General features: G+C 69.7%; 16 protein-coding genes, 2 tRNA genes and 1 pseudogene. 11 read left to right on the forward strand and 8 right to left on the reverse strand.

The window, feature by feature from the left end; translation table 11 throughout:
* Positions 1–157 precede the first annotated feature (157 nt).
* Together K1J60_RS29045 and K1J60_RS29050 are read right to left on the reverse strand one after the other, a co-directional pair.
* Positions 158–1,222: an ABC transporter substrate-binding protein gene (locus K1J60_RS29045; protein WP_220648780.1), complete on the reverse strand. Its 1,065-nt coding sequence runs from the start codon at positions 1,220–1,222 to the stop codon at positions 158–160.
* Between the two features lie 251 nt (positions 1,223–1,473).
* Positions 1,474–2,613, reverse strand: coding sequence for an ROK family protein (locus K1J60_RS29050; protein WP_398683499.1), 1,140 nt, complete (start codon positions 2,611–2,613; stop codon positions 1,474–1,476).
* 622 nt (positions 2,614–3,235) lie between these two features.
* Here K1J60_RS29050 and K1J60_RS29055 point away from each other — a divergent pair.
* Positions 3,236–3,820 carry a biotin transporter BioY gene (locus tag K1J60_RS29055; RefSeq protein ID WP_220648782.1) on the forward strand — a complete coding sequence of 195 codons (585 nt, stop codon included), beginning with the start codon at positions 3,236–3,238 and terminating at the stop codon, positions 3,818–3,820.
* 36 nt (positions 3,821–3,856) lie between these two features.
* On the opposite strand, the pseudogene K1J60_RS29060 reads toward K1J60_RS29055, so the two are convergent.
* Positions 3,857–4,216 (reverse strand): annotated as a pseudogene (locus tag K1J60_RS29060) (transposase); the annotation flags it as partial.
* A gap of 117 nt (positions 4,217–4,333) precedes the next feature.
* Positions 4,334–5,077: a cell wall protein gene (locus tag K1J60_RS29065; protein WP_220648783.1), complete on the reverse strand. Its 744-nt coding sequence runs from the start codon at positions 5,075–5,077 to the stop codon at positions 4,334–4,336.
* A 213-nt stretch (positions 5,078–5,290) separates the two neighbouring features.
* Here K1J60_RS29065 and K1J60_RS29070 point away from each other — a divergent pair, with 213 nt between their 5' ends.
* Positions 5,291–7,393 (forward strand): serine/threonine-protein kinase, encoded by a 2,103-nt coding sequence (locus tag K1J60_RS29070; protein ID WP_259407966.1) that lies wholly within the window; start codon positions 5,291–5,293, stop codon positions 7,391–7,393.
* Between the two features lie 97 nt (positions 7,394–7,490).
* Here K1J60_RS29070 and K1J60_RS29075 read toward each other — a convergent pair whose 3' ends face one another.
* Positions 7,491–8,948, reverse strand: a complete 1,458-nt coding sequence (locus K1J60_RS29075; protein WP_220648785.1) for an amino acid permease — start codon at positions 8,946–8,948, stop codon at positions 7,491–7,493.
* A 276-nt stretch (positions 8,949–9,224) separates the two neighbouring features.
* On the opposite strand from K1J60_RS29075, the gene K1J60_RS29080 reads away from it, so the two are divergent.
* Both K1J60_RS29080 and K1J60_RS29085 read left to right on the forward strand, forming a co-directional pair.
* Positions 9,225–9,710: a ribose-5-phosphate isomerase gene (locus K1J60_RS29080; protein WP_220648786.1), complete on the forward strand. Its 486-nt coding sequence runs from the start codon at positions 9,225–9,227 to the stop codon at positions 9,708–9,710.
* Between the two features lie 253 nt (positions 9,711–9,963).
* Positions 9,964–10,815, forward strand: coding sequence for an Fpg/Nei family DNA glycosylase (locus K1J60_RS29085; RefSeq protein ID WP_220648787.1), 852 nt, complete (start codon positions 9,964–9,966; stop codon positions 10,813–10,815).
* A gap of 46 nt (positions 10,816–10,861) precedes the next feature.
* Here K1J60_RS29085 and K1J60_RS29090 read toward each other — a convergent pair whose 3' ends face one another.
* Positions 10,862–12,109, reverse strand: a complete 1,248-nt coding sequence (locus tag K1J60_RS29090; RefSeq protein ID WP_220648788.1) for a GNAT family N-acetyltransferase — start codon at positions 12,107–12,109, stop codon at positions 10,862–10,864.
* A 225-nt stretch (positions 12,110–12,334) separates the two neighbouring features.
* On the opposite strand from K1J60_RS29090, the gene K1J60_RS29095 reads away from it, so the two are divergent.
* Together K1J60_RS29095 and K1J60_RS29100 are read left to right on the forward strand one after the other, a co-directional pair.
* Positions 12,335–13,507 carry a PP2C family protein-serine/threonine phosphatase gene (locus tag K1J60_RS29095; RefSeq protein ID WP_220648789.1) on the forward strand — a complete coding sequence of 391 codons (1,173 nt, stop codon included), beginning with the start codon at positions 12,335–12,337 and terminating at the stop codon, positions 13,505–13,507.
* 379 nt (positions 13,508–13,886) lie between these two features.
* Positions 13,887–14,363: an HD domain-containing protein gene (locus K1J60_RS29100; protein ID WP_220651752.1), complete on the forward strand. Its 477-nt coding sequence runs from the start codon at positions 13,887–13,889 to the stop codon at positions 14,361–14,363.
* Between the two features lie 44 nt (positions 14,364–14,407).
* On the opposite strand, the gene K1J60_RS29105 is transcribed toward K1J60_RS29100, so the two are convergent.
* Positions 14,408–15,610, reverse strand: coding sequence for an acyltransferase family protein (locus K1J60_RS29105; protein ID WP_220648790.1), 1,203 nt, complete (start codon positions 15,608–15,610; stop codon positions 14,408–14,410).
* Between the two features lie 578 nt (positions 15,611–16,188).
* Here K1J60_RS29105 and K1J60_RS29110 point away from each other — a divergent pair.
* Positions 16,189–16,383, forward strand: a complete 195-nt coding sequence (locus K1J60_RS29110) for a hypothetical protein (protein WP_033526477.1) — start codon at positions 16,189–16,191, stop codon at positions 16,381–16,383.
* Positions 16,384–16,669: 286 nt separating this feature from the next.
* On the opposite strand, the gene K1J60_RS29115 is transcribed toward K1J60_RS29110, so the two are convergent.
* Positions 16,670–16,740, reverse strand: a tRNA-Gly gene (locus tag K1J60_RS29115).
* Between the two features lie 178 nt (positions 16,741–16,918).
* On the opposite strand from K1J60_RS29115, the gene K1J60_RS29120 reads away from it, so the two are divergent.
* The 4 genes from K1J60_RS29120 to K1J60_RS29135 all read left to right on the forward strand — a co-directional run bounded on the left by K1J60_RS29120 (position 16,919) and on the right by K1J60_RS29135 (position 20,301).
* Positions 16,919–16,995 (forward strand) — tRNA-Pro (locus K1J60_RS29120).
* 197 nt (positions 16,996–17,192) lie between these two features.
* Positions 17,193–18,602 carry a trigger factor gene (gene tig / locus K1J60_RS29125; protein ID WP_220648791.1) on the forward strand — a complete coding sequence of 470 codons (1,410 nt, stop codon included), beginning with the start codon at positions 17,193–17,195 and terminating at the stop codon, positions 18,600–18,602.
* Positions 18,603–18,926: 324 nt separating this feature from the next.
* Complete coding sequence (locus K1J60_RS29130; protein WP_033526458.1) at positions 18,927–19,541, forward strand: ATP-dependent Clp protease proteolytic subunit; 615 nt, start codon at positions 18,927–18,929, stop codon at positions 19,539–19,541.
* Between the two features lie 79 nt (positions 19,542–19,620).
* On the forward strand, positions 19,621–20,301 hold the full coding sequence (locus tag K1J60_RS29135; RefSeq protein ID WP_220648792.1) for an ATP-dependent Clp protease proteolytic subunit: 681 nt from the start codon (positions 19,621–19,623) through the stop codon (positions 20,299–20,301).
* Positions 20,302–20,386: the final 85 nt, after the last annotated feature.

Raw genomic sequence — 20,386 nt, forward strand, 5'->3', positions numbered from 1 at the left:
GACGAGGCGGCGTCGGACGCGTCGGCGCCGGACCGGGACGTGCCGGGGGCGGCCGTGTCGGTCACGCTGCTCGCTTCTGCCGTGTCGGTCACGGTGCTCGCCTCGGCGGCGTCGGCGCTGTTCGCGCCCGCGGGGGCGGCACCCGTGGTCACGGCGCTCACTTCCGGTACTCCGCGGTCACGGCCTTCGCGGCGATCCCCTCGAACCGCCGGTCGAAGAGCGTGCCGACGTCGAACTTCTTCACGAAGCCGCCCTCCGCCAGCAGATCGGCGGTCTCCTGCTCCCATGCGATCGCCTCGTCCCAACTCGGCGGGAAGAGCGGTTTGTTGGCCAGCTCGCTGATCGACTGGGCCTGGGCGGGTGTCAGGTTCTGGGTCTTCACGTAGAACTCCTCGTTCCAGTTGTCCGGGTTCTCGTACTGCCAGACCGCGCCCTTCGCCCAGTAGGGGATGTACGCGGCGACGGCGGCCGCCTTCGCGGAGTCGCCCAGCACGGAGGCCGGTGCCCACAGCAGGTTGAGCAGGTCCACCACGTCGGTGGGGATCGTGCGGGCCCCCTTGGACCCGTACTGCTGGAGATAGGCGGGCGCCTGCTGGTTGGCGAGCGGCGCGACATCCACCTGGCCCGACTGGAGGGCGGTCAGGAACTGGTTGCTGGTCAGCGGGACCAACTCGGCGTCGTCGTAGGCGAGGCCCGCCTCCTTCAACGCCCGCAGGAGGACGACGCCCTGCGCCTGCCCCTGGGAGAAGGCGAGCTTCCTGCCCCGGAAATCCTTGACCGTGGTGATGTCGCTGCCGGGTTTGGTGGCGAAGAGATAGTTCGGCTTCCGGGTGATGTTGATGGCGACGATCTTCGCGTCGTACCCCTGGTAGTGCGCCTGGATCGGCGGGATTCCCGCATTGTTGGCGACGTCCAGCGAACTCGACCGGAAAGCGTTGATGACATCGGGGCCGGCGCCGATGTTCGCCCAACTGCGCACCTTGAAAGGCAGATCGTCGAGTTTCGCGAGCTTGAGCTGCAACTCCTGTTGATTCTGGAACGAGGAGATCTTCAGGCTCGTACCCGGGGGAACCTTGGTGGGCAGCGGCGCGTCGGCCGCCGTACGGGCGGTCGCCGCGCTGCTGTCGGCGCAGCCGCTGAGTCCGGCCGCCGCGGCCGTGGCGCCGAGCAGAGAGGTGAGGAAGAGTCGCCGGTCGAAACCGGGCGCGGCGGAAGAAGGCATGGGAGGACCCCCAGAGGTGAACGGTGGGACTGCGCATGAAAGGGCGCACGGAGAAACCGCGGAAGCGGACGGGGACAGCGGAAAGCCGCGGAAGTGAATGTCACGCAGGAGGAAGTGCCGCGTACGCCGGAGTGCGGTGGGCACTCCGGGACGTCAACGTGTCAGCAACAGAGGGTGCGACAACTCGTGAGCAGCATGAAAACGATGTTCCCGGTCTTCGGCAAGGCCTGTCAACATTCGGAGTTTCTGAATTAACCGGCCCCGGCCGACGTGTGCTCCAGACGCTCCACGGACCCCAGCGGATCCCGGAACAGCACGTCCAGGGCCACCGCCCCGCCCGCCGTGGCCGGCACGCGATCGGCGAAGCTCGTCGGCGCCACGGTCGCCGCCCGGCCCGCCCCGACCATCTCGTGCAGTGCGGCCAGGCAGTCCGCCCGGCCGATCACCCCGATCTCGGTGACGACCACGGTCTCCGGGTTCAGCACGTCGAGCAGCAGGTCCACCGCCCGCCCCACCATCCGGGCCCGCTCCACCAGCAGCCGTACGGCCGTCGCGTCGCCGTCCGCCGCGGCGGCCAGCACCCGCATCGGGTTCGTCCCGTCGATGACCCCGGCCTCCCGGGCCCGCCGGCACAGGGTCCGCTCGCTCAACTCGGCCTGGAGGCAACCGACGCGCCCGCAGTCGCAGGGCTCGGTGCCTCCGGGCAACGGCAGATGCGCGACGGACCCGGCCTGCGAGCGCGGCCCGTGGTGCACCTCGTCGTTGGTCGCGAACGCCGCGTCCACCAAGTTGCCGACGAACAGATGCAGCACACTCCGACTGCCCCGCGCCCCCCCGAACAGCTGCTCGGCTCCCACCAACGCCCGCGCGTGCCCGTCCACATGGACCGGAAGCCCGGTCCGGGCACCGAGCACGTCCCGCACCGGCACATCGCGCCAGCCCAGCAACGGATGCTCGACGACGGTGCCGGTCTCCCGGTCCACCCAGCCGCCGGCCGCGAAGCCGACGGCCAGGGCCCGGCAGCCCGGCCTCGCGTCCAGCAGGGCCCGGAGTTCGTCGGCGGCCCGCGCCAGGACCGTCCCGGGCTCGGTGGACGTGTGCGTGGACCGCCGCTCCACGAGCACCCGTCCGCGCAGATCGAGCAGAGCGACCGTCGTGAACGGGACGGCCACATGCACCCCGCCCACCACGAACCGCGAGTCGTCGAGGTCGAGGGGCACATGCGGACGCCCCGCCCCCTTGGAGCGCCGGGGAGGCTCGGCCTCACGGACGAGACCGAGCCCGGTGAACCGGGCGCAGTAGTCGGTCACCGACGCCGGCGACAGCCCCGTCACCCGGGCGATGACGCTGCGCGCCACGGGACCGTGCTCCAGCACGGACCGCAGGACCACGCTGGCACTGGTCCGCCGCCGGTCACTGTCGGCGGCACGCGGTACGGGAGATCCGGCAGCCGCCGCGGGGGCCGACGGGGGAGCGGCCCGAAGGGCGGCCGAAGAAGCGGGAGTTGGGGGAAGGGGAGCCTGAAGGGTGGGTGCTGTCGCGGCACGGGGCATGGCGATCATCCTCGGGAACGGGTCCGACACTGCGCCTCACGGAAGGCGAGGCGTGCCGGAGCCGCCTCACCCGGGTCGGCGACAGGTGGCCGCGCCCACGCGTCGCAGATCGACGTAGCGACGCGACGAGAAATACCGGGCCTGGGCAACCATGCGGTCGAAGCTAGCAAAACGGCCCACCGCTGCCCAGACGGCGACCGACGGGCGAGACGGCACCTGTCCACCCCTCCGGCCCGATTGGTGAAACCCTACAGATGTGAGGCGACACCCCGTCAGGACCCAAGCCGCGCCACCTCAGTGACCGGTGTCACGCCGTACCAGGTGTAACCCACATCCTTTGTGTGAAGCCCACCAAGCCGTCGTTCCCCCCTTTGTCGAGCGCTGACGGTGTCCGGCACCTGGGGCCTGGGATAGCGTCACCGTGTCCCCGCCACCGTCACCCGTCGGAGTGAGCCCGAACATGAGCACCGCCGTCGCCACGTCAGCCCGCCCCGGCGAGGTCCTCGCCGACCGTCTGCCCCTCTCCGGCGTCCGCGCCCGCGACATCGCGCTCGTGGTGGGCGGCGCCGCGCTCACCGGGCTCGCCGCCCAGATCGCGGTGCCCGTGCCGGGCTCGCCGGTCCCGGTCACCGGCCAGACCTTCGCGGCCCTGCTCGTCGGCACCACCCTCGGCGCGGGCCGGGGTGTCGCCTCCCTCGCCCTCTACGCGCTGGTCGGCCTGCTCGGCGTGCCGTGGTTCGCGAACGGCACGTCCGGCGTCGGCGTCTCCTTCGGCTACATCCTCGGCATGATCCTGGCGGTCGCCGCCGTGGGCGCCCTGGCCCGTCGGGGCGGCGACCGCTCCACGCTGCGGATGGCCGGCACGATGCTCGTCGGCGAGGTGATCATCTACGCCGTCGGCGTCCCCTACCTCGCCGCCACCGCCGACATCAGCCTCTCCTCCGCTGTCGCGCTCGGCCTCACCCCCTTCCTGATCGGCGACGCCATCAAGGTCGTGCTCGCCATGGGGCTGCTGCCGACGGCATGGAAGCTGCTGAAGAATTGAATCCTCCCCTCCCTGAAGGGGAAGGGGATTCCTGGCTCAGGCCGCCTCCTGGAGCAGCGCTCCAGGAGGTCTTCCGCCATCGGCACCAGCCGGGTTGAGACCAGCCCGGACGGCGATGGCGTCGTGGTCGCGGACCACCTTCTTGGCCCACTTGCGGCCGGTGTCCTCTCGCTGCCTGGCGACCTTCTTGTGCGCCTTCGCCCGCGGTTTCCTCGCCTCGTGGTAGCCCTTCGACCCGGGCTTCCCCTTCTTCGGCCTGCGGCGGGCCGTCATCCGGTCGTACCGGGTCAACTCGGCGTTGGCTTTCCTGCCGTGCCCGGAGTGGGGCAGGTCGTGCGCGTCGGACGTGGTGGTCGCGGTCTCCTTCACGCCCCGGTCGACGCCTGCGACACCACCGAAGAGGTTCGCCGGGGCGTACTCCGACCGCGCCACGGCGAGCCTCTTCGGCGGTTTGGGGCCTGCGGGCGTCGGGGCCCTCGGGCCTTCCGGTGTTCCGGTGTCCGGTGTTCCGGATCAGGACTCCTGCCGGGTCCGCCGCTGGTTCCACCACAGACCCGCGGCGCCGGCCGAGATGAGCGCGGCGCCCGCCATGCCCAGCGGCAGGACGCGGTCGGCGGGGCCGGTCCGGGGCAGCTCGTCCGGCTTGTCGTCCTTCCCGCCCCCGCCGCCGGGCGTGACCGGACTGTTGTCGGTGCCGAGGAGCAGCGGCGTGGCGGGCTCGTTCGGTGACTGGTTGGTCGTGCCGAACGGGACCGGGCCCTGCTGCCAGTACGTCTTGGAACCGTCGGCGTTCTGCACCGGCAGACAGATCTTGCCCTGCTCGCTCAGGTCGTACGTGGCGTCGATCGCATAGGTCTTCGACTTCCCGGCCGCCAGATCGTCGATCGCGCAAGCGAAACCGCTGTTCGCGCCGTCGGGAAGATCCCCCTCCGGAATTGCCGAACAGCCCTTGACGTTCTTGACCGTCATGCCGTCGAAACCGACCACGAGCAATCGGATTTCCCCGCTCGCCTTGCTGCCCTCGTTCTTCACGACGCCGGTGATATCCGTTTCCCCGGACTTGTTGTCGACTGTGATCTCCTTGGACAGCAGCGTCGAGAGCTTTACGTCTGCCGGTGCCGCGTCCATGGTCTTTCCGCCATGATTGCTCAATCCCCCCTCGTCGTCCGCCGAGGCCGTGAAGCCGAGGATCATCAGCGACGTGAACGACGCGGTGAGCAGTGATCCGGCGATGGCAGCCTTACGATGAGAACTCATGTTCCATCCCCCTTGGGTCCCCCTGGCCGTGCCTGAATTCACGGCCTATGAAGAGGTACCACAAGATTTCTCGGCATTATGCTGGGTCGGCACGAAGTGTGACCAATGCGCGACTATGTGGTTCGGTTGTGGCGCGTGCGGTCAGTTGGGAAAGGGTTGCCGAAGGGGGGCATGGGGGTGCCGGAAATAACGCGGGGCGGTGTTCCGGGTCTTATGGTGGCCGGCCGTTATCGGTTGGTCGAAAGCATCGGCCAGGGCGGAATGGGCCGGGTCTGGCGGGCCACCGACGAAATACTCGACCGTCAGGTGGCCGTCAAGGAAATGCGTATCGACGGTCACGACCCGGAGGACAGCCGCACCCGACGCGAGCGAACCCTGCGCGAGGCCAGGGCCACGGCCCGGATCGACCACCCCAACGTGGTACGCGTCTACGACGTCGTCGACGCGGGCGAACGGCTCTGGATCGTCATGGAGCTGGTCGACGGCCGCTCCCTGGAGCGACTGGTGGTGGAGGACGGCCCCCTCGACGCGCACGACACGGCCCGTATCGGCCTCGAACTCGTCGACGCGCTGGCTCAGGTGCACACACAGGGCGTGCTGCATCGCGACATCAAACCGGCCAACGTCCTGATCAGGCGTACGGGCTCCCACCGGGCCGTCCTCACCGACTTCGGCATCGCCGCCATCCAGAACGCCGAGGCCCTCACCATGGCCGGCATGCTCGTCGGCTCCCCCGACTACATGGCCCCCGAGCGCGTCTCCGGCAGCCCCCAGGGCCCGCCCTCCGACCTCTGGTCACTCGGCGCCACGCTCTGCGCGGCCCTCGGCGGACGTTCCCCCTTCTCCCGCTCCACCACCCTCGCCACCCTCCACGCGGTCCTCTACGAGGAGCCCGAACTCCCCGCAGCCGCGGGCCCCCTCCAACATCTCCTGGCCGCCCTCCTCGCGAAGGACCCCGACGCCCGGCCCGGCCTGCCCCAACTCACCGAGGCACTGCGCGCCATCACCGCACCTCCGGCGGTCGCCCCGCCGACGCCGACGCCGACGGGGATGGGGATGGCTACGGCGACGGCAGAGCCGGGACCGCCGGACACGGAGGAAGGAGAGCCCGCCGGTGTGCCGGGTGTGCCGGGTGTGCCGGGCGAGTCGGGCCCTCGAACCGCACACGCCGCAGTGGGGCGCGAAGAACCGGAGTCCGGCATCGCGGAGTCCGCAACGGGCCCCGACGAGGCGAACGCGGGACCTCCGGCGCCGGTCGAGGAGAGGCCGAGGCCACCGGCCGGTAGCGCGCCACCGCCGACCGGCACCGCCCCGGAACCGGAACCGGAACCGGAGGCGACGCCCCCCTCGCCCGCACGAGCCCCGACCCAGGCAGCAAGCCCCACCCCCACAGCAAGCCCCACCCCCACAGCACGTTCCGCCCCCCAACCCGACCGAGCCACCACCCCCGTCCGCCGCCGCACCCCTTTCCCGCCCCCTCCGCCCTTCGCGACCCAGCGCCCGGCAACCCCCGACCACCCTGACCTCGACCCCTCGCCCGAGACCCCCGCACACACGGCCGACAGCGACCTCCCGACCCGGCCCAGGCCCACCCCGGGGCTGAGTCCCGAACCCACCCTCATGCCGCCCGGAGAACTCCCGGGCCCACCCGTGCCGTCCAGGCGTACGGAGCCCGACGATCCGCCGAGCCCCGTAGGCCCTCGACGGAACAACCGCCGTATCGGCCTCGCCGCGGCCGCCGCCGTGGCCGTGACCGCCGCCGTGGCCGCGGTCGTCGTACCGGCGATGAACGGCTCGCCCGACGACAGGGACGACAAGGCGTCGTCGACGACCACCTCGCCCTCCGGCCCGCATCCCACGCCCACCGTGGCCGGCACCTCCCGCCCACCGAAGCTTCCGCCGGGCGCCCGTACGGAGGCCGGCGTCTTCGCCTGGGTCCCGCCCGACGGCTTCTCCCGGGAGGTGCACGCCGGCGCGGAGGTGCACTACACCTCGCCGGACGCCCGCCAGGAGATCGTCGGCAAGGCCTCCCTGGCGCGCGGCGACCTGCTGGAGCAATGGCGGAAGAAGGAGAAGAGCACCGGAGAGGGACCCGGATACCAGCGGATCCGTCTGGAGGAGACGGAGTTCCGCGGCGAGCCCGCCGTCGTGTGGGAGTACACCGTCACCGCCCAGGAACTGCCCTGGCACGTCCGCTCCCTGGGCTTCAACACCGGCGGCAAGTCCTACCAGCTCACCACCTGGTACCACCCCGACATCGAAGACCGCGCCCTCCCGATCTACGAGAAGGTCGAGGAGAGCTTCACCCCCCTGTAGGCCCGGAGAGGCCCCGAGAGGCCTCGAGAGGCCCCGAGAGCACGAAAAGGGGCCCGGCAGCGGGCGAACCGCCACCGGACCCCCGACCTCGGAGAGGTCAGTGCACCTTGTCGGACACCTCGGCGGTGGCGGACTTCCCGCCCCGGACCTTCTCCTTCACGAGCGCGATGCCGACGACGACCGCCGCGACCAGCAGCGACAGGAGCAGGATCTCGCGGTTGCCGTGCTCGGTGTCGGTGAGCATGTAGCCGAGGACGAAGAGGATCAGCCCGATGGTGGCCCACGTCAGATACGGGTACAGCCACATCTTCACGACGAGCTTCTCCGGCGTCTCCCGCTCGATGATCCGCCGCATGCGCAGCTGGGAGAAGCAGATGACGAGCCACACGAACAGGGCGACCGCACCGGAGGAGTTGACCAGGAAGAGGAAGACACCCTCGGGGAAGAAGTAGTTGAAGACGACCGCGACGAACCCGAAGACCACCGAGGACAGGATGGCCGCCATCGGCACACCCCGCGCGTTCGTACGGCCGAACGCGCGCGGCGCGTCACCGCGCTCACCCAGGGAGAACGCCATCCGCGACGCGGTGTAGAGACCGGAGTTGAGACAGGACAGCACCGAGGTCAGCACGATGAAGTTCATGATCTGCCCCGCGTGCGCGATCCCCAGGGAGTCCAGGGCGGCCACGTAGGAGCCCTTCTCCTTGATCGACGGGTCGTTCCACGGCAGCAGTGTCACCACGACGAAGATCGAGCCGAGGTAGAAGACGCCGATCCGCCAGATGATGCTGTTGGTGGACTTGGTGACCGCCTTCTGCGGGTTCTCCGTCTCCCCGGCGGCCAGTGTGGCGATCTCGCTGCCCATGAAGGAGAAGACGACCAGCAGCACACCGATGAGGATGGCGCCCGCGCCGTTGGGCAGGAACCCGCCGTGGTCGGTCAGGTTGGCCAGCCCGGCCTTCTCGGTCTCGGCGCCCGGCAGCAGCCCGAAGACGGCGAGCCCGCCCACCACGATGAACGCGGCGATCGCGACGACCTTGATCCCGGCGAACCAGAACTCGAACTCACCGTAGGAACCGACCGACACCAGGTTCGTGGCGGTCAGCACGACCATCACGATCAGCGCCCAGCCCCACTGCGGGACGGCGGGGATCCAGCCCTCCAGGATCACCGCACCCGCGGTCGCCTCGACCGCGAGCACGACGACCCAGAAGAACCAGTAAAGCCAGCCGATCGAGAACCCGGCCCAGCGCCCGAGCGCGCGGTCGGCGTGGGCCGAGAACGAACCCGAGGTCGGGTTGGCGGCGGACATCTCACCGAGCATCCGCATCACCAGCACCACCATCGTGCCGACGAGCGCGTACGACAGCAGGATGCCGGGACCGGCCGTGGCGATGCCGGAACTCGACCCGACGAAGAGACCGGCACCGATCACACCACCGATGGCGATCATCGACAGATGACGGTTCTTGAGGCCGGCGTGCAGACCGGGTGAGGGGGGTGAGGAGGAGCCTTGGGTGTCTGCCGGGTTCGGCAGAGTCGGCTGCGAGGTCATGGGGGGAGGTTTCCTTTGCGCCGTTGTGGGGACTTCCGTGCGTCTGCCCAAGGACTCCCCGATCGACTCTCGTCAGAGCGGGGGACGAGAGTGCACAGCCGGGGGCCGATGGGCCGCTGTAAAGATCGGTCCAGTGAATCGGAGGTGCAGGCAATCCTGAACCTTTGAATCCAGATCGTTACTTGAGGTTTACTTGAGGTTCTGTGGTTCGGCTCACGGTTTCCTGGTCCCACACCCCGTCGTGCCGCGCCGAAACGCGCGTGTCACACTCGGACCATGCGCGTCTACCTCGGCTCGGATCACGCCGGATACGAACTCAAGAACCACCTCGTCGAGTGGCTGAAGGCCGCCGGCCACGAGCCCGTCGACTGCGGGCCCCACATCTACGACGCCCAGGACGACTACCCGCCGTTCTGCCTCCGCGCGGCGGAGCGCACGGCCGCGGACCCCGGGTCCCTCGGCATCGTCATCGGCGGCTCGGGCAACGGGGAGCAGATCGCCGCGAACAAGGTGGCCGGCGTCCGCGCGGCCCTCGCGTGGAGCGCCGAGACCGCAGCGCTCGGCCGCGAGCACAACAACGCGAACGTGGTCGCGGTCGGCGCCCGGATGCACTCCCAGGAAGACGCGACCAAGTTCGTCGAGACCTTCCTCAACACCCCGTTCTCCGGTGACGAGCGTCACATCCGCCGTATCGACATGCTGGCGTCCTACGAGACGACGGGCGACCTGCCGCCGATCCCGGCCCACCACCCCCAGCCGTAGCCTCCCGCACCCCGCCTACGAGCCCGACCTGCCGGGCTCGGGCGGGTGGCCGCGTCTCCGGTGAGGCTCCCCCGCGCAGGGCCGCCGCCCTCCGGGCTCGCAGGGCCTGGGCTTCCAGGCCCGCAGGACCTGAGCTTCCAGGCCCGCAGGGCCTGGGCTTTCAGGGGCGCGGGGAACTGCGCGAGAAGCCCCACGCACCCGCACTCGACAACGCACCCCAACCACCCCCACCCCCCGAACCCCGGAGGACCCCGTGCCGGAGGGGCACACCATCCACCGTCTCGCCGAAGACTGCCTCACCCACTTCGGCACCGGCGGCACCGGCGGCACCGGCACCGGCACCGGCCGGAACGTCCACGTCACCAGCCCTCAGGGCAAGTTCGCCGACGCGGCCGCCCTCCTCACCGACACCCCCCTCCACACCGCCGAGGCCCACGGCAAACACCTCTTCCTGCACTTCGGCGACGCGGACGCAGAGGAACGCGTCCACATCCACCTCGGCCTCTTCGGCAAGGTCACCTTCGGCCCCGCCCCCGCGCCCCCGCCCACGGACACCGTCCGCCTCCGACTGCGCAACGACACGGCGTACATGGACCTCCGGGGCCCGACGACCTGCGCCCTGATCACGGACGCCGAGAAGCAGGCCGTACACGCACGCCTCGGCCCGGACCCACTCCGCCCCGACGCCGACCCGGCACGCGCGTACGCCCGCGTCTCCCGCAGCCGTACGACGATCGCCGCGCTCCTCATGGACCAGAAGGTGATCGCGGGCGTCGGCAACGTCTACCGCGCGGAGGTCCTCTTCCGGCACGGCATCGACCCGTACCGCGCGGGCAGGGACATCACCCCGGCGGAGTGGGACGCCATCTGGGCCGACCTCGTCGCCCTGATGCGCGAGGGCGTACGCCACAACCGCATCGACACGGTCCGCCCCGAACACCTCCCGGAGGCGATGGGCCGTCCGCCCCGCGTCGACGACCACGGCGGTGAGGTGTACGTGTACCGCAGGGCGACTCTGCCCTGTCACATCTGTGGTGGCGAGATCCGCACCGCCGATCTCGCCGCCCGCAACCTCTTCTGGTGCCCGTCCTGCCAACAGCGGTGAACCCGCGCGCGACAGCGGTGCACCCGCGCACTCCTGCCCCGATGCCCTAGAACCCGTGCGGCAGCCAAGGCGCGAGCCCCGATGACAGGAAGGCCGTGGACGCCTCGGCCAGCGCCCCCTCGCGCAGTTCCCGCACCAGCCCGGCCGCGGCCAGGGAGGCCAGGCTCACGCCACCCAGATAGGCCGCCCCCAACTCCCGTACCGAGAGGGAGAGATCGGCGGCGTCGGCGGTCCGTTCGCAGGTCGCGCCCTTGGTGTCGCCGGTGAGCCGCCAACGCCCCTCGTTCCAGGGACAGAAGGCGTCCTCGACCTCCAACACGACGTCCAGCGGCGCCTGATAGGTCCGAGTCCGCAGCGCGGCACCGACCTCGACGAGCCGCAGATGCAGATCGTCCCTGACCCGCAGCCCGCACCGGCGGATGTCCGACACCAGGTGCAGCACCGGCTCGTCCACCGGCAGCCGGTGGGCGACCACGCACTGCGTCAGGTCGATGTCGAAGAGGAACCGCCACAACGCGGCCCGCGCGGTCGGGTCCGCGGCCTCCAGCGAGCTCAACTGGACGACGCCCTCCGGCCCGGCCTGCCCCCAGTCGGGCTTGATCCGGAAGCGGGCGTAGCCCACCACCTCGGAACCGCCCCCGGCACCCGCACGCTCGGCCACCACGCACTGCAGCGGCGAGGCCCCGTCCCGGTGGCGTTCGGTGTCGAGCAGGTCCACCCGCTCCCAGCCGGGCCGCCGCTCCAGCATCCCCGGCCGCTCCGGCACGCGGCGGGCGTACACCGCCTCGCACACGTCGAGCACCTCGGCGGGATCCGCGTACCGCAGCCGTACGTCGTCCGTGCCGGGCGGCAGGGACAGCCGTACCCGGGCGGTGTCGAAGTCGGCGGCGAGACGGTGGGTGGCCAGGCCGTATCCGAAGCGGCCGTAGATCATCGGCTCGGACGCGGTGAGCACGGCCAGCGGCTCGCCCCAGGAGCGGATGTCGTCCAACTGGCGCCGCATCATGGACGTCAGCACCCCGCGCCGCCGGTGCGTGGCCGCGACGCCGACCATCGTCACGCCCGCCGCCGGGACGACGGCGCCCCCGGGCACCGCGAGCCGGAAGTCGAACGCCCCGGCCGTGCCCACGCATTGGTCGCCGTCCCACACGCCGATCGAGCGGTCGTACGGAGTGAGTGCCTTCCACAACTCCCGTTCCTCGGCGGGTTCGACGGCGCCGCCGAAGGCGCGGAGGAGGTTGTCGTACCAGACGTTCCAGTCTTCCTTGCGCAGCGCCCGCAGCTCAGTGGTCATACGTCATGCCTAGCAGGGCGATCCGGTACGAGCGAACGAATTTGCCCCGCGCGTCGCCGTTCGACGTGGGATCCTTCCCAGGTGCCGCACGGAGGGCGCACGGGGGCCGAATCACGCGTTCCGGTGTGAGATCTGTGTGAGATTCGTCGTGAACCGGCCCTCGGAAGGGGGACAAGTAGGACCTCCTGTGCACAGGGGCTGGTCCGATGGATAAGGTCCCGAACAATGGCAGCAGGACGAGAGCGGCGCGCGGCGGCCGATACGCTCACGGCCCGGATGAAGAAGCTGGTTCACCGGGCCCGCACCGGCGTGCGCAAATCCGCCGTCGACTACTTCCGCGGGGACGGCTCCGACTGGATCGCCCTCGCCGGTCTGCTGATGATGATCCCGCTGATCGCCTGCTTCACGATGATCAACGAGGTCTGGTTCTCGCCCGCCGCCCTTGTCCTCCCCATCGTCGCGGGCGGTCTGCTGCTCCGGCCCGCCAGCCTCCTCGGCCTCTACGCGGCCGCGGCGACCGCGCTGATCGTGGAGTCCGTGAAGCTCGGCCCCTACACCGACGGTCCGGCCCGGGTCACGCCCGGCACCGTGCTGGTGGTCGCCGCCTGCGGTTTCTTCGGTCTCCTCATCGCCCAGTTCCGCAGTCGCGTCGGCGTCCCCTGGCGACGCGGCGGCACCATGCTCTTCGACCTGCGCGAACGCATCCGGGTGCAGAGCAAGCTGCCGCAACTGCCGACCGGTTGGCACCGCGAGATGGCCCTGCGCCCGGCGGGCGGCCAGTCGTTCTCCGGCGACTTCGTCGTGGCCGCCCGGACGAACGGCGGCCGCACCCTCGAAGTCGTCCTCACCGACGTCTCCGGCAAGGGCATGGACGCGGGCTCCCGAGCCCTGCTCCTCTCCGGCGCCTTCGGCGGCCTGCTGGGCTCGCTCCCGCCGCACGCGTTCCTCCCGGCGGCCAACGGCTACCTTCTGCGCCAGGACTGGGACGAGGGTTTCGCGACCTCCATCCACCTCGTCCTCGACCTCGACTCCGGCGACTACGAACTCTTCTCCGCCGGCCACCCGCCGGGCCTCCAGCTCAGCGCCGGCACCGGCCGCTGGGAGGAGAAGGTGGCCGAGGGCCCCCTCCTCGGTGTCTACGACGGCGCCCAGTTCGACCCCGTCAAGGGCTCCCTGCGCCCCGGCGACGTCCTGATGCTCTTCACCGACGGCCTCGTCGAGACCTCCGACCGCGACATCGTCGAAGGCATCGACCGCCTCACCGGCGAGGCCGACCGCTACGTCGCCGGTGGCTTCCACGGCGCCGCCTGGCACCTGATCGAAGCGGTCGCCAAGGACGTCAACGACGACCGGGCCCTCCTACTGATCTGCCGAGAAGGCCCCACAGCAACAAGGTGAACGCCCCCGAAGCTCCGGCCGCCCCCCCGCACGGGGCTGGAGCACGGTGTGCGTCTTCGAGGGCGTGAGGTACCGCGTGCCCTCGAAGACGCCGGGAACGGCGCGCTCCTCAGGGGCGCCGGGAACCGCGCGCTCCTCAGGGGCGCGGGGAACTGCGCGAGCAACCACGATGAACCCGCACCCACCACGCACCACACCCACCCCCCCCCACCTCCCCCATCACCCCCCATCACCCCCACCCCACCCCGACCTCCCAGGCACCCAAGGGGGTCGAAGGGGCACAGCCCCTGGAGGACGGGACGGGTAGGGGAGGCGGGGGCGACAATCAGGACCGCAACCACAAACCCACAGGAGCCCGACCCCGATGCCCCCGACCCCGATGCCCCCGACCCACCTCACCCTCCCCGAAGTAGAGACCCTCGCCCGCACCGCCCACGCCCCCCAGACCGACAAGGCCGGCCGCCCCTACACCGAACACCTCCAAGCGGTCGCCCACGGCGTAGCCACCCGCGGCGGCGACCCCGACCAGATCGCCGCAGCCTGGCTGCACGACGCCCTGGAGGACGACGCCCTCACCGAGGAGTGGCTGACCCAGGCCCCCCTGACCGCCCGCACGAAGGCCATCGTCCTGGCCCTCACCAAACACCCCGGCGAACCCCCGGAGGACTACGCCGCCCGCATCCTCGCCACCCCCGGCGCCCTCCTGGTCAAACAGTCCGACCTGGCGCACAACGCGAATCCCGCCCGCCTGGCCGCCCTGGACACCCCCACCCGCACCCGCCTGACCGCCAAGTACGCCCACATGCGAAACCTCCTCGGCCTGCCGGACGAACCGACGACCGAGGAGGCGATGTGACGCATCCGGCGAGGCAGCGGTGAAACGGCCCACGCCCCGTGGGGCTAGGCCTTGGCGCCGGCCTTCCCCCGCTCCCGGGCCAGCTCGGCGGCGTCCCGCTTGAACGCCCACTCCATCTTGGGCTCCATGGCGAACCGGAACATCCGCTGCACCGGCGGGGTGCACAACACGGTGATGACGGCCGCCGCGAAGACCGTGACGAGGAGCTCGCCGAGCGGCTGGTACACCCACGCGTTGGCGTCGTACCAGTCCCAGAAGCGCGAGCCCTTGGCGAGGAACCCGTGCAGCAGGTAGCCGTACAGCGTGCCCGCGCCCAGGACGGTGAACCACATCTTCCGCCGGGGCACCCAGGCGAAGAAGCAGGTGGTGAGCACCATGGAGCAGCCGAAGAGCGCGAAGGTCATGACGACCCCGGCCCACCACGGCGCCCCCAACTCCTGCGCGCTGTCACGGTGGTAGAACCACGCCGAGTTCATGTGCGGCCCCACCCAGTACGCCATCGCCAGCGCGGCAGCCGCCACCGGCACGGAGAGCATCCGCACCTCACGACGCCGCATGAACTGGAAGTGCGCGGGCTTCATGAAGAGGCCGACGACGAAGAACGGCAGGAACTGCAGGACGCGTTGCAGGTCCAGGTCGTCGCCGATGTCGGGCGAGACGGAGGCGAGCGCCGCGATGCCGAGCGCCACCGGGATCGGCCAGCGCACGACCTTCCACAGCGGGGTCGTCAGCCGCCACACGAACAGCGCGATCAGGAACCAGGTGAGGTACCACGGGTCGAGCAGGCTGATCGGGTGCGAGGGATCGTCGTTGCCGTACCGCTTGAAGACGGAGTACGCGATCTCGAAGAGGACGTACGGCACGGCGATGCCGGTGATCAGCCGACGGAGCCGGTCGGCGCGCATGTCGAAACTGCGCGAGAAGTAGCCGGAGATGATGATGAACGCCGGCATGTGGAAGGTGTACACGAACATGTACAGCGCCTCGGCGGCGCGGCTGTGGTCGGTCAGCGGCTCCCACGCGTGCCCCATCGCGACGAGCACGATGGCGAGGTACTTGGCGTTGTCGAAGAACGCGTCACGTTGTTTGGCCGGTCTGGCCTCCGGGGAGGCGCCACTTGGCGTCGGGTGAGGGGACGAGGACTTCAGCGAGCGCGGACTCGGCACTCCGTCGGCCGGCGACTGTGGTGACTGTGCCGGCGGGAGCGGCGCCCTGGACCGGTCGTGCGGTCGCAGCGAGTTCGTCACGGACCCTCCCGCCGGGGACCCCGGGGGACGGTCCGAGCACTCGCTGCGCAAGCGGGGGACGAGGCAGCGGTGAACATCTGAGGCACCCTAGCGTTGTCTGTGCGATTCCGTAAAACCACCGACGTGAATCCTGTATTGAGGGGTACGTGTCACTCACGCGTACCCAGGATTCGGTGAAGTGTGCATCCTGCAGAACATCACTCTCCGTACACCTCAAGCGCATGGCATGCATCGGTCTGTCCGCATTCATCCCGACTAAATGGTGCATAACATGCGCAGGCGATTTCGGTGAAATGTCCGGTTAATTACCGCCCTGGGTGGGCCCCTTGATGTGTCTGTGGCAACAATTCGAATTCCCTGCGCTCAGGTTGTGTGTGCACGGAAATGATCACCCCGAATTCACTTCCGAAGCCCTCCTGTTGACCGGGGGCGGGGGTGGCGCGGGTGCGGTGCCGTGGCCGACGTTGTCTCAGCCGCTGCATATGACGGGCTGGTTGGTGGCACGATGGTTCTGGCGGGGTGCGCGTGGGGTCGGCGCCCCGGGCCGGGAGTGCGGACCGACCGAGGGTGTGATCTGTGTGGCCATTTCGCTGTCAGTGGTGCTCTTGCTGGGGATCATCCTGGTGGTTCTGATGCGAGGAGGGACGATCAAGGCCGGCCCGGCCGTCGTCGCCATCCTCTTCGGCTTCTTCCTCGCCTCGACGGGCATGGCCGACGACATCCAACGCTTCCTCAACTCGATAGCGGACACGATCAACTCGATCCAGTTCTAGTGACCGTACGAACACACAAAGTGAGGAAGCGAACCGCCGGTCACCACCCCGAGACGACGAAAAAACCTCCGGCCCGGTCCGAGGATCATCTCGAAACCGGGCCGGAGGCCATGAGGGCGGGCGGATCGGGCACGCGAGGGACACGGACAGCACTCCGCCGTGTTCTGTGGCTTGCCCCGCTCGGCGACGCGCATCACGCGGTGGGCCGACACGACGGGTTCGCTCCCCGGGAAATGATCAGGGCCAGGCGGAGGAAGGATCCTCTGACTGGCCCTGATTCGTTCAGAGCGGGCGACGGGAATCGAACCCGCGTAGCTAGTTTGGAAGACTAGGGCTCTACCATTGAGCTACGCCCGCACAGCACGCGCCGCAGGTCGGAGGACCGCGGCACAGAAGGCATCGTAGCGGGTCGGGCGCCTTCGCCGCACACCCCTTCCGGGGCGCGCCCCGGAAGCCGCCGTCGCACGCGCCCGCGCGCTCGGTAAATCCGGCAACCGTATGGCCTGCGGGCATGTACCCTACGTGTCGCACCAGACGGGGTGTGGCGCAGCTTGGTAGCGCGTCCGCTTTGGGAGCGGAAGGCCGTGGGTTCAAATCCCGCCACCCCGACCACCGCGCCGGTACGGCGTCACCCGCCACCGGCAAGATCGCCTTTTGGGGCGTGTACCGCCTGCGGTTACTATGCAAGCTGCGCGCCCGTGTGTCTGCACTCTCACGTCTCTCAAGGGCCGCGAATCCGCTGAAGCCCCGCCGTACCGGTGGGGGACATAGCAGAACCCCAAGAAGTCAGCCCCCAAGGAGACCGAACCGTGAAGAGCGCCGTGGAGACCCTGAACCCGACCCGGGTTCGGCTCAGCATCGAGGTGCCCTTCGAGGAGCTCAAGGACAGCCTCGACGCGGCGTACAAGAAGATCAACCAGCAGGTCACGGTGAAGGGCTTCCGCAAGGGCAAGATCCCCGCCCGCGTCATCGACCAGCGGTTCGGCCGCGGTGCGGTCCTGGAGGAGGCGGTCAACGACGCGCTTCCGAAGTTCTACACCGACGCGGTCAACGAGGCCGAGCTCAACGTCCTGGGCCAGCCCGAGGTCGACATCACGGAGCTGAAGGACGGCGAGACGCTGAACTTCACCGCCGAGGTCGACGTCCGCCCGACCATCGAGATCCCGGACTACTCCGGCATCGAGGTCGAGGTCGACGCCGTCGAGGTCACCGAGGAGGACATCGAGAAGGCGGTCGAGCAGCTCCGCGAGCGCTTCGCCTCCACCTCCCCGGTCGAGCGTGCCGCCGAGGACGGCGACGTCGTGACGCTCGACCTGGAGGCCAAGGTCGACGGAGAGATCCTGGAGGACGGAGTCGCCGAGGGCGTCTCCTACACCATCGGCTCCGGCGAGCTGCTGGACGGCATCGACGACGCCGTGAAGGGCCTGGAGGCCGGTGGCGAGGCCACCTTCACCTCCGAGCTCAAGGGTGGCTCGGCGGCCGGCAAGGAGGCCGAGGTCACCGTCAAGGTCTCCCAGGTCGCCTCCCGGGAACTCCCGGCCCTGGACGACGAGTTCGCCCAGCTCGCCTCCGAGTTCGACACCCTCGAGGAGCTGCGCGCCGACAGCCGCAAGCGCCTGGAGAACATGAAGCAGTACGACCAGGCCACGCAGGCCCAGGAGCGCGTCCTGGAGAAGCTGCTGGAGCTCGTCGAGGTGCCCGTCCCCGAGAAGCTGCTCGAGGACGAGATCAACACCCGCAAGCACAACCTGGAGCACCACCAGCTCGGCCAGATGGGTCTCGACCTCGAGAAGTACCTCGAGATCCAGGGCAAGACGGTCGAGGAGTTCGACGCCGAGACCAAGGAAGCGGCCGTCAAGGGCATCAAGACCCAGTTCGTCCTCGACGAGCTGGTCGCCAAGGAGAAGCTGAACGTCAACCAGGAGGAGCTCACCGAGCACCTCATGCGCCGCGCGGCTTCCTCCGGCATGTCCCCGGACCAGTTCGCCCAGGCCGTCGTCCAGAACAACCAGGTCCAGCTCCTGGTCGGCGAGGTCGCCCGCGGCAAGGCCCTGGCCCTGGTCGTCGAGTCCGCCACCGTGAAGGACACGAACGGCGAGATCGTCGACCTGGACGACGACGAGGACGAGGAGACCACCGAGGCCACAGAGGCCGCCGAGGGATCCGTCGAGGAGGCCCCCGCCGCGGCTGAGGCCGAGGAGAAGGCCCCCGAGGCCTGACCGCTCCGCTCGTGACGCCGTGATGGGCCCCCGGGGATCTTGTCCCCCCGGGGGCCCATCCGCTTCCCCGAAGGCACGGGGAACCGCGCGAGCAGCGCCCCTTCGGCCGGCCGGTGGCGACCGGGCATTCCCCCTTCGGCCCGGCCGGGTACATGCGCTGACAGCGAACAGTTCCCTTTGCGGGATTCACCGGCGGATCCACCGCGTTAGGGTCCATGAATACGAGGGCGGAGCCATCGGCGAAACGGCTCGGCCCCCGGAAGGGAAACGTGAAGACGGCCCGGCGCCGTCGTAAGACGAGCAGGTGGATACGTGACGAATCTGATGCCCTCCGCCGCCGGCGAGCCTTCCATCGGCGGTGGCCTCGGCGACCATGTCTACAACCGGCTGCTCAACGAGCGGATCATCTTCCTCGGCCAGCCGGTCGACGACGACATCGCGAACAAGATCACTGCACAGCTGCTGCTCCTTGCCGCCGACCCGGACAAGGACATCTACCTCTACATCAACAGCCCGGGCGGTTCCATCACGGCCGGCATGGCGATCTACGACACCATGCAGTACATCAAGAACGACGTGGTGACCATCGCCATGGGTCTCGCGGCCTCGATGGGGCAGTTCCTGCTCAGCGCGGGCACCCCGGGCAAGCGCTTCGCGCTGCCGAACGCCGAGATCCTGATCCACCAGCCCTCCGCGGGCCTGGCCGGCTCCGCCTCGGACATCAAGATCCACGCCGAGCGGCTGCTGCACACCAAGAAGCGCATGGCCGAGCTCACCTCCCAGCACACGGGCCAGTCGGTCGAGCAGATCACCCGTGACTCGGACCGCGACCGCTGGTTCGACGCCTTCGAGGCCAAGGACTACGGCCTCATCGACGACGTCATCGCCACCGCCGCGGGCATGCCGGGCGGCGGCGGCACCGGGGCCGGGCAGGCGTGACGGCACCCGCCGGCACGCTCACCCCCGTAACGCCCTCAGCCGACCGCCTCAGCCCCTTTCAGGCTCCCAGGAGACACAAGTGAACGACTTCCCCGGCAGCGGCCTCCACGACAGCGCACGCTCCCAGTACTCGGGTCCGACGGCCGAGTCCCGTTACGTCATCCCGCGCTTCGTCGAGCGCACCTCGCAGGGCATCCGCGAGTACGACCCGTACGCGAAGCTCTTCGAGGAGCGGGTGATCTTCCTCGGCGTGCAGATCGACGACGCCTCCGCCAACGACGTCATGGCGCAGCTGCTGTGCCTGGAGTCGATGGACCCCGACCGGGACATCTCGGTCTACATCAACAGCCCCGGCGGCTCCTTCACGGCGCTCACCGCGATCTACGACACGATGCAGTTCGTGAAGCCCGACATCCAGACGGTCTGCATGGGCCAGGCGGCCTCCGCCGCCGCGATCCTGCTGGCCGCCGGCACGCCGGGCAAGCGGATGGCGCTGCCGAACGCCCGCGTCCTGATCCACCAGCCGTACAGCGAGACGGGCCGCGGCCAGGTCTCCGACCTGGAGATCGCCGCCAACGAGATCCTCCGCATGCGTGCCCAGCTGGAGGACATGCTGGCCAAGCACTCGACCACGCCGATCGAGAAGATCCGCGAGGACATCGAGCGCGACAAGATCCTCACGGCCGAGGACGCGCTGTCGTACGGCCTGATCGACCAGATCATCTCCACGCGGAAGATGAACAACGCGGACGTCCGCTGACGGCGGAAAAGCTGTATTGTCTGCCGCCCCTTGGCATGGTTGGCACCGTTTGACCCAGTGCACGGCAAGGTGCACGTCAAAGCGA

This window comes from Streptomyces akebiae (assembly GCF_019599145.1).
Taxonomy (GTDB): domain Bacteria; phylum Actinomycetota; class Actinomycetes; order Streptomycetales; family Streptomycetaceae; genus Streptomyces; species Streptomyces akebiae.